We start from the raw sequence: 10940 nt of genomic DNA, 5'->3' as shown, positions 1-10940 counted from the left end.
AAATTAGTCCTTGAAAAAAATAATCAAATTGCGTATCTTAAAAGAACACCTGACACATTAAACTTAACTGACAACTTTAGACACTAAATTTTTATTGCCTGTCAGATTAAATCCTAACTACTACACATAAAACCCGTTGGGCCAGTTTGGTATAGATATGGCCTATTTTTTCGTAGCCTAGCCAGTTCCTATGAACCGGTGCGTGCCCACAACCTTTTTGATTTTATTGTAAAAAATGTTTAAAATTATAGGTTCCAATAAACCTGGGGAATAGATATAAGGTTCATTTGAGAAGGTAAGTGTAAAAATTTTTGCCTAAAAAAGGCGCACTTTGGTTGGTCACTATTTGGATGAATTTCTAAAATTAAGTTTAATTATCAACATAAAAAACAATATTGTTCCATGTGTATAGTACCATATGGATAAGGTGTCGTTTGGGATTGTTGAATTTAAGTAATTGTATCTATGGGTGTTTTGAATCTACCGCTGTTAATGGTAGCGGCTTTTTTGTTATTAACCTTGGGTATAGGGCTATGTTTTACGAGGATCTCTACTTCATTTCGGGAATATGCTTTAGGGGATCAAGCGTGGCATACCGCTCCTTTGATGGGTACGTTATTGACGCTTATCTATGGGGGAGGGCGGTTAATGGTTGGCGTAGAGCAAGTGCATAATTTTGTACTTGCGTGGGTCTTTTTTATACTTTTGACTAGTTTTTTGCCACATTGGGTAATCAGCTGGTTGGCATTACGTATGACGCCATTTATGCGTAACCTCTCTATGTCAGATAGTATAGGCCGTGTCTATGGTAGATATCCGAGAATAATTACCGGGTTTGCTAATATTTGTTTTGTCATTCTTACCATTGCCATTCAAATTAATGTAATGTCTCGGTCCATCAGTATGTGTAGTGATCTATTTGCCTTATTGAAGTTTCGTTTTGATTGCTTTATTCCCATCGTAACCGCTCCTTTTATCTTAGCTGTTTTGGGGTTTAGGGGTGGTTCATCTACTGCTTTGATGGGCATGGCTGCAGGCATCGTGACTATTTTGGCTTGGAATAGGTGGATTGAGCCAACTACAGCTATGAATGGTTCTTTTATAGCTATGGTAGTCAATGGGCTTGTTATGAGGGTTGTACATTATGTGTCTCTTAAACTAAAAACATAAATCGTGGAAGTCTAGTTTGGTAGGTTGCGTAGATTGGTTGCTGAGTTGTGCTCTTTGAGGAGATACGCATAGCAATTTTTTATATCATGGTTTGAGTCTATTTTGATTTAGGATCAAGTAACGTATAAAGCTCTATTTTTGATTTTTAGCTAGAAATACTTACCATTAAATCTAGCACACCGCTATAATTCATATTATAATCTTTTTAATAGTTTGCTTTATGATCTGTTTGAATATGTCCCTATTTATAGTGGCCGCTTTTTTATTGTTAACCTTAATAGTAGGTGGCTACTTTAGTAGAAAAAAAACCACCTTTCGAGAATATGCAATGGGTCATAAACAGTTTGCTACCGCTACTTTGGTAGCTACGGTATTGGCTACTTTTTTTGAAGGAGGGGGGTTGGTACGTAATGTAGAATGCGTTTATGATCTTGGCTTGTGGTTTGCTTGCGTTTTGCTGTTAGTACCTTTTGGTATGTGGAAGATTAGTAGGTTAGCCTTACGTATGGGGCCATTTATGCAACACTTTTCTATGGCAGAGACCATGGGCAGTATCTATGGTAGGTTGCCAATGATCATGACGGTTTTTGTTAGCATATGCAACTGTATCCTTGGGGTTACTGGTCAAATTGTTATTATGTCCCAGGCTATTCGTATGTGTGTAACCTTATCTAACCCTTATGTAATGCCTATCCTTTCTACCTTGCTTCTTATTTTTTATTCTACCTTTGGAGGTATTCGTGCAGTTACCTTTACAGATGTATTGCAATTTATTACTTTCTCTATTATTATTCCTCTGCTTTGCTGGTTTACCTTTATAAAAGTAGGTAAGCCCGTTGCAGAAATTGTGCCTGGCTTGCAGAGCCACACTAAGTTTCAGTTTAGCCGTTTATTGCATTTTAATACCCAACTATTGGCTATTGTTCTATTGTTATTAGCTGATATACTGATTTATATAGTGGAACCCGCTTTTGTACAACGGGTGTATATGGCAGCTAACCCCATCCAGGCCCAGAAAGTTTTTTCATATGCTGCTGTTTTTAGCGTTATTATTCAGGTTTTTATAGTTTTAATTGGTTTATTTACTTTTGTAGGCGCACCAGATTTACCAAAGGAAGAGATGTGGGGGTATATACTGGCCCATGTTCCTCCCTGTTTTAAGGGTTTTGTAGCCATTAGTTTACTGTCCATGGCTATGTCTACAGCTGATTCTTGCTTAAATACTTCTGCGGTTATGGTGAGCCATGATATCGTAAAAAGTCTAAAAAATCAAAAAGAGATAGCTGATGCAACTCAACTTAAGATAGCCAAGTGGACCACGTTAGTGGTGGGCCTATTGGCTATGCTGTTAGCTTTTAAATGTCAAGACCTGTTGCAATTGCTACATTGGTCCCTTGATTTCCATGGGCCCATACTCACTGCTCCCTTTATCTTAGCTATTTTTGGCTTTCGAGGAACTTCCCGTACGGCTTTGATTGGTATGGCTACAGGCGTGCTTACTATTTTGGCTTGGAACAAGTGGGTTGAACCTGCAACAGAGTTAAATGGGGCTTTTGTTTCTATGATAGCCAATGGATTAGCGATGCTAGCGGCCCACTATCTACTCAAGCAGCCAAAAAATACTGGTTGGGTGAAACCAGATGATGAGTTTAAACAAATACAACAAGCCCATGCACGCAATAGAGCGGAACGTAAGGAAACCATTAAAAATGGTTGGGCCAATAGAAAAGCTACTTTGTCCAAAATGATCCCCAGTGATGCTGCCTTACGTTTAACAGGGCTTTATATCGTCATTACGGCTATTCTAGGGTATTGGTTTATTAGGCCAGATCGTATCTATTGGGCGATATGTCAAGGTCTTGTAGGTACACTTTTTACCTCTTCTAAAACTTTCTTTAACAGGGTGATTCCTGCCTGGTGTATTGGTTTGGGTTGGCTTATAGGATTAGTGGTTTATCTACTTCTAAGCCTACTTGGACACTGGTGGTATCTTGTAGATCCGATCTTTACCGCATCTTTGTCTTTAACCCATTGTGCTGTAATCCTATGGGTATTGCCACTACATCTGGGCATAGGGGTTGTCGCCACTACCTTATTAATAGCCATTTATCCTATGGCTACTGGATTGGCTTTCCCAGTATTATCTGCTCTATTCCAGCTGTTTATAGCAGGTCTAGTGGTATTTGCTATGGCTATTTACTTTAAAGTAAAGGTACGCAGATATACCACTCAAATTCTTTACCCAAAAGATCAAGAAGGGATTAGAGAAGCACAACAACTGAAAGCCTCTCTTTATGATTCGGGTATGGTGTCTGCTAGTGTAGTGAATAAGTCTAAAGGTTATGGCGCTATTTTAACACAAGTAATCGGTAAGATTCAGGAGTCTATTTCTTTTTTAGATAGCAATGTGCCACTTTATAAGCGAGATTTTCAGAGTATTATTAATAAACTGTATGATTGGGAAGCTTATTTTAATAGAAGAGAAAGAGCCAAAAAACATGCCCTGTTGCAGGCTACTAAAATTACTTTAGATAAACTGATACGTAAGGTAGAATTGGCGTTAGGCCAAGAGGTAGCGCATCCGCCTAGGTTGTTGATAGAAAAAATAAATGATCCCAATGGAGTGCCATCTACGCATATGGTATGTGATATCAATCAAATTGTTTATTTACTGGTGCAGGCTGTGTTACGTGTTGGTAAACGAACAGGCACATCAATTGTTCATATACGTTTCCATAACACTGCTTTACAGTTTAAGCAAGCCGATGCTATTGACAACAGTTATCCTGTCTCTATGCTTTTTCAAGCTACTGCCCTGGTAGTCAGTCAGGCTACTACTGTTCATGAAGTAATGGTCAAAGTAAAACCGGTCTATGATGACGAGATAGATATGATGAGCCACCAAAGGAAACAGGAGACACCACCCTCTATAGATCTTCAACAGGAAACCATATCCAGTATTCTGGGGCGCCATTATGGCCATTTAGAAATCTTTGATGGCGAGCAGCAGTCAGCTATGCTACTGGTATTGCCTAGTAATGTCACCGATATTCTCAGTAAGATAACGATTAACTTGCCTCTAGATGCGTTAACCTCAGAGACCCCTGTCACCCCTAAGGAACAAGCCGATTCCATGATGGCCTTAATCCAGTTCCATGATTATGTTAGTAGATCTTCTCATCGAGCGGATCCTATTGATATAGGTATTATTTCAGAGTTGCTTTTATTGCTGCGGCAGCATTTTAGCTTTAAGCGACATGCTTCGGGTCAATTGTTTTATGTACGTGCGGTAGGTATTGCGGAAATAGTCGTAAAATGGGTATTTCACTCTCCTAAGGTGATTTATGCTGCTTTGCTCTATGAGTTGGTGCGTCGTACCTGTTTGCCGCTGTCTTATGTCAAGGAACATTATAATTTAGGCGTATATGCTTTTGTATTGAATATGTTAGGCATAGATAAATGCCAAGCATTGGATCATCCTTCTTTGCTGTATGTGCAGAATCGATTGCAAGAAGCGATTAAGGAGGAACACGTGCGGCTTTCCGTTCTTTTTATCAAACTAGCAGAGCGGCTCTATGACCTACGTCATGCAGCAGGTTATAGCCATCTCTCAGAAGTACAACATATGGCGCAAGAAACCTTGACCATAGATGTGGAGTTAGCCAACGCTTACTTGGGCCCAGAGATAGGCGTGGCATTAGAAAAAGCAGCCAAACAGGCATTAGAAGTAGGCAAACATAGAGGAAAGGATCAGGATAATGAGATATGATCAGGTGGCTGGCAACCGTCAGCTGACCTGTTGGCGTTATGCTTTGATCTATTTTTAAGGCTATTATAATTTATAACTATTTTCAAACCATTTTGTCGACTAGGAATAAATGACTACACCCACTTTGCCCCCACATTACAACTTTTTAGAACGAGAAACACATTGGCAACGTTTTTGGGAAGCAACAGCGCTATATAGCTGGGATCCAACTGATTCAGCTACTTTTGTGGTAGATACACCTCCTCCTACTATTTCCGGACAGCTGCACATGGGCCATGCCTGTAGCTATGCACAAGCCGATTTTATAGTTCGATTTCAACGGATGTTGGGTAAAAATATTTTTTATCCAATGGGTTTTGATGACAATGGGTTACCCACGGAACGGTTGGTAGAAAAACAAAAAGGCATTCGTGCAGCCCATATGGATAGAACGGCTTTCATAAAATTATGTCAGGAAGTAGTGGATAGGGAAGAAGAAAAATTTAGGCATCTGTTTAAGGCCATGGCGCTTTCTGTGGATTGGAGTTTAGAATATCAAACGATTAGTCCACTATCTCGTAAGCTTTCACAGATGTCTTTTTTGGACCTTTTGGAAAAAGGGGAGGTATACCGTAGTGCGCAACCGATGTTGTGGGATCCAGTAGATGGTACTGCTTTGGCACAAGCTGATATTGAAGATCAGGAGCGTACCACCTATATGAATGACATTCTATTTCTACATGAAGCGACGCAAGCCCCTTTACCCATTGCTACGACTCGACCTGAATTATTGCCTGCCTGCGTGGCCTTATTCTACCATCCGGATGATGTGCGTTACCAACATTTGGCACACACCTATGCCCTTACACCTATATTTAATATAAGGGTGCCTATTTTGGCAGATGCGCTTGTACAGCCCAATAAGGGAACCGGTTTGGTGATGTGTTGCACCTTTGGAGACCAAACCGATATAGTGTGGTGGAAAAAACACCAATTGCCTACTTGTATCATCCTAAATAAACAAGGTAGGGTGACGCATGCTGGTCCGTTGCAAGGCCTCAAGGTAGCAGAAGCGCGCGAAAAAATCATTCAAATCTTAAAAGATCAGTCGCTGTTGGTTAAGCAAACGCTTGTGCAGCAATCTTTCAAATGTGCCGAACGTTCTGGTGCACCCTTAGAAATACGCACTACACCTCAGTGGTTTGTACGTACTATAGATCATAAAGCCGCCCTTTTGGCTAAGGTCAAAGAACTCAAATGGCACCCTGCTGCCATGCAGCATAGGCTGGAGGAATGGATTGATGGCATCGCTTGGGATTGGTCTATAAGCCGTCAGCGTTATTTTGGGGTACCTGTTCCGGTTTGGTATTCTAAACGTTCTGGAGAAGAAGGGAAAATATTGGTGCCCACTATAGATCAGTTGCCTGTAAACCCACTTGAAGATCTGCCCATGGGCTATACCCGTGAAGAGGTAGAACCAGATTATGATGTAATGGATACTTGGGCAACGAGCAGTATTTCACCTCAACTCTCTTCGCATGCGATTAATAAGGCGTTTAGTGTAGACTATACTAGGCACCTGCAGTTGTTTCCTATGGATTTGCGCCCACAAGCCCATGAGATTATACGGACTTGGGCTTTCTATACTTTACTCAAAGCCCATTTGCATGAGGGTAGTCTGCCCTGGAAGCATATTATGATACATGGGTGGTGCCTAGCGTCAGATAAGCAAAAGATGTCTAAATCTAAAGGCAATGTGTTGCTGCCTGAAAATCTTTTAGCCACCTATGGGGCGGATGTCATCCGCTATTGGGCCGCTAACGCCCGTTTGGGTGCAGATACTTGTTATTGTGAAAATGTTATGAAAAATGGCAAACGGTTGGTGACTAAATTATGGAATGCCGGTAAGTTTATCTTGGGTTATTTTAATAAAATAGAGGGCTTAGGTCAACCGCTTCATTGGCAAAAAGTCACCCATACCCTAGATCAATGGCTCTTAGCATCCCTAGCCGCACTGACTGATAAGGTGCATGCACATTTGTTAGCCTATGGCTATGCAGAGGCGTTGGAGCAGGTAGAAAAATTCTTTTGGTCTGTTTTTTGTGATGACTATCTAGAGCTTAGTAAAGCTAGGGTTTATAATGCACTGCAGCAAGATGCGCAAGGTCAGTGTAGTGCTATGGTAACACTTTACCATGCTTTTTATGGTCTATTGCAACTTTTTGCTCCTGTTATGCCTCATATTACAGAGGAACTGTCTCAAGGACTGTATCCCCATAAAGGTTCTATTCATCAAAGAGGCAATTGGCCTACATGGACATTAGAGACGACCATTCGTCAGGCACAAGTAGATCAAGTCGTGCACCTTAGGGAAATCATTGGATTGGTACGTAAGGCCAAAGCAGATGGTCAACTTTCTATAAAAGCGCCGATCCAGTTGCTTACCATTAGTGGTACGGTTTTAGATGAAGACTTATGTCAAGATCTTAAAGCGGTCACTGCTGCCACCAAGATCGTATTTGGTGACCTAACTTCAGGCCCTATGGATATACAAGTAGCCGGTAAGCAATGTGCCATAGGGGTAGTGTGGGGGTAGTGCAGTTTATTTTTATTTTTTTTCTTGAGAAAAAAGTGGGATACAATTCATTATTAACCAGTAACGTGAACAGATACGAATAAAGCACTCGGCAAGTTTATCTATTTTATATAAAAACTACAACATAGAGTTTATAAAGTTAAGTGCAAGGTTCGATAGTAGGGTTTTTGCTGGGGTGGCTGTCTAACAGTCGGATTTGAGTTGAATAAATATGATGTCGCCTCTTCTGTAAGATAAAACTGTTTAAGCATAGGATGATTATTAGCAAGCGTCTGAATATGGAGCATATTTTCATGTATGTATGCTATTTGTTGCGAAATATCATTTGAATTGCTATGCGCAAATGCATGATCGGAAGGCACGCAAGCAGGAGCATGCGTATTGATTCGATGCTCTTGTGTAGGCTGGCTGGTATTACATCCAAGTAAATGGATGATCAAACCATTATATAAAACCAAGTGCCATTTTTTTTAGATAGGTTATCATAATGGTATATATTATTTTTATTTAGTATGAGGTAGATAAAAACTATTTGTATGTTTAAAGTTTACCTATTTTACAGGGAAATTGCAACGGTTTATAAAAACGGATTTATTGTTAACGCATGATCAGAAGCTATTCAAAATCTCTTTACAAAGATCTTGTTCATACAATTTGTTGATGCGTGTTGTTCACTAATTTGTACCCTACACATCAGATGCCATTGAGCAAAGCACAAGCAAACAGCCAGGCGGGCATCTACCTGCACATCCCATTTTGCAAGCAAGCTTGCCACTATTGTGACTTCCACTTTAGTACCAATTTGTCTTTTAAGTCATTAATGGTCCATAGCATCCAAAAAGAACTTGCATTACGTCAAGATTATTTGAAAGGCATACCCATTACCAGTATTTATTTTGGTGGCGGCACTCCTTCGTTATTAACGCTTGTAGAAGTAGAGCAGCTGCTCAACCAAGTGGTACGTTGCTTTCCTATAGCGCCAGCAGCAGAGATTACATTAGAGGCCAATCCTGATGACTTAACGCTTGAAAAATTGAAAGGATTGCACCATATGGGTGTGAATAGGCTTAGCATAGGCATACAGTCTTTTAATGATCAGGCACTGCGTTATATGAATCGGGCCCATACCAGTGCTATGGCCCAAAACAGTGTAGCGTGGGCACGTGCTGTTGGCTTTGATAACTTAAGCATAGATCTTATTTATGCCATTCCTGGTACTACTATGTGCGATTGGCATGCTGATTTAACACAAGCCCTATTGTTGGAACCAGCTCATATTTCTGCCTATTGTTTGACCATTAAACCCAAAACTGTATTTGGCTATTGGCATAAACAAGGCAATATAGTGGAGCTAGATGAAACCTTCGCAGCAGAACAATTTGAGCTAACTATAGCAGCTTGTGCCAAACAAGGTTATCTGCACTATGAAATTTCTAACTTTTGCAAGCCAGAAAAATATTCCAGACACAATACAAATTACTGGAAATTAGGGCCATATATAGGTGTCGGACCAGGGGCACATGCCTATAATGGGCAGCAAAGACAATGGAATATTGCCCATAATGCATTATATATTAAAGCCATTCAAAATGGAAAGCTACCTTATACGGAAGAAACCTTAACGGTAGCCAATCATGTAAATGAATATATGATGACCAGTCTAAGAACTTGTTGGGGATGTGATTTTGATTGGATTTATGCACAATATGGGATTGACCTTATGGCCATACAAAAAGATTATTTAGAAAAAATTATGCAATGGAAATTGGCCTATTTGACCGGCCATATACTTTATTTAACAAATAGTGGTAAATTACTAGCCGATAAAATAGCGAGTGATCTTTTTGTAGATGGCTGATCGCTCCATGGCACCATGGTAAGAAAAATAGCCATTGATTCAACCATACAAATTCCTTTGATCAAGCCTAAGGTAGGGTATAAAATCCTGTTCAATGCGTATTTATTCTAGGATTTTAGGTTACGCAGGGCCTTTATGGCCGTGCGCTTTTTATTATTTTTCTGCTATTCTCTTATCCATTGTTTTTGGATTGGCGACCTATGGCTTGGTCATTCCCCTGCTTAAGGTACTATTTAACCAAGAGGAGTTGAGCCGGTTATTATGGGAAGGCCAGGTAATGCCCAAATGGCAGCTAAACATCCACTACCTTACAACCTTATTTAATTACTTTTTTATAAAAATTATTATCGATTACGGTAAAATATGTGTACTTTGTTTGTTGGCATTTTTATTTATGTGCGCTAATGCCATAAGTGGGTTTTTTAGATATATAGCAGATGTTACTATGGACAAATTACGCATCCATCTTGTCCATAATTTGCGTCTGGCCCTCTTTAAAAAAAGTTTAACGTTGCCTGTGCAGTATTTTACTAATCATAAGAAAGCAGATATAATAGCGCGTATTACTGTTGATATGCAGGAGATAGAGCATGCAGTTGCTGATACGTTGCGTCTATTTTTAAAAGAACCCACGCAACTTTTTTGTTACATTGTGGTGCTATTTTACATGTCGCCAAGGCTTAGTATTTTTACCTTATTATTTGTACCTATTGTAGGGTGTGCCATAGCTCAGCTTATACAATCCCTCCGTAAATGGACAGATGCAACGCAGCAGTCACTGGGTCATTTAATCCATTTAATTGAAGGTGCCGTCAGTGGCATCCGCATCATTAAGCTTTTTGGTGCTCAAAAATATGCTATTGATCAGTTTAAAAAAGAAGGTAAGGTATATGCCTCTACCCATATGGCTGTAGCTAAAAAGTCCTATATTCTTGCACCAATTTCCGCCTCATTAAGTGTGGTAGCGGTGTCCATTGTATTTGCCTATGGTGGTCATTTAATCCTTTTGGACCGTAGCTTGCTTACGCCCAGTACGTTTATTGCTTACATCATTATTTGTTCCCAAGCGCTTATACCGATCAAAATGATTGCGCGGTCTATTGGCCATATTCAACAGGGGATAGCTGCCGGGAGACGTATTTTTGATGTATTAGATGAAAAATATGCGTTTAAGCGTTGTTCAGGAGCATCTATATCTACCACATTTAAAGATAAGATTGCATTTAAAAATATTTCTTTTGCCTATAATGAGGGAAAGGAGATTTTGCATCAAATCAATTTTACGATTCAAAAAGGCGAAATGATCGCATTGGTTGGTGCTTCTGGGTCAGGAAAGTCTACACTTTTATCCGTTTTGTCGGGACTTTATCAACCCAATAGTGGCGTTATTGAGATAGATGATCTCCCCATTTCCCAGATGAGTGAAGCCTCACTTCGTCATTTAATGTGTAGTAGTCAAGATTTAATCTGACAATTGTTAAATTATGATGATATAAATCTTAACTACTATGAACTTACATCAAAAAATTATCAAGCCTAAATTAGGGTTATTGGAACTAGCTAAAACA

General features: G+C 39.8%; 5 protein-coding genes. All 5 read left to right on the top strand.

Annotated features, from left to right (window positions below; translation table 11 throughout):
* The first annotated feature begins 465 nt into the window (after positions 1–465).
* Positions 466–1170: a hypothetical protein gene (locus tag NLX65_RS04030; protein WP_260537435.1), complete on the top strand. Its 705-nt coding sequence runs from the start codon at positions 466–468 to the stop codon at positions 1168–1170.
* Positions 1171–1390: 220 nt separating this feature from the next.
* Positions 1391–4939 (top strand): sodium:solute symporter family transporter, encoded by a 3549-nt coding sequence (locus tag NLX65_RS04025; protein ID WP_260537433.1) that lies wholly within the window; start codon positions 1391–1393, stop codon positions 4937–4939.
* A 109-nt stretch (positions 4940–5048) separates the two neighbouring features.
* Positions 5049–7514: a valine--tRNA ligase gene (locus NLX65_RS04020; protein ID WP_260537431.1), complete on the top strand. Its 2466-nt coding sequence runs from the start codon at positions 5049–5051 to the stop codon at positions 7512–7514.
* 697 nt (positions 7515–8211) lie between these two features.
* The gene (gene hemW, locus NLX65_RS04015; RefSeq protein WP_445083376.1) at positions 8212–9372 is read left to right on the top strand and encodes a radical SAM family heme chaperone HemW; all 1161 of its coding nucleotides are present in this window, start codon (positions 8212–8214) and stop codon (positions 9370–9372) included.
* A gap of 94 nt (positions 9373–9466) precedes the next feature.
* Positions 9467–10843, top strand: coding sequence for an ABC transporter ATP-binding protein (locus NLX65_RS04010; RefSeq protein WP_260537427.1), 1377 nt, complete (start codon positions 9467–9469; stop codon positions 10841–10843).
* Positions 10844–10940: the final 97 nt, after the last annotated feature.

Origin of the sequence: Candidatus Cardinium sp. TP, assembly GCF_025215055.1 — a bacterium.
Lineage (GTDB): Bacteria > Bacteroidota > Bacteroidia > Cytophagales > Amoebophilaceae > Cardinium.
Note: the sequence above shows the minus strand (reverse complement) of the source record. Positions and strands in the feature narration are given on the sequence as shown.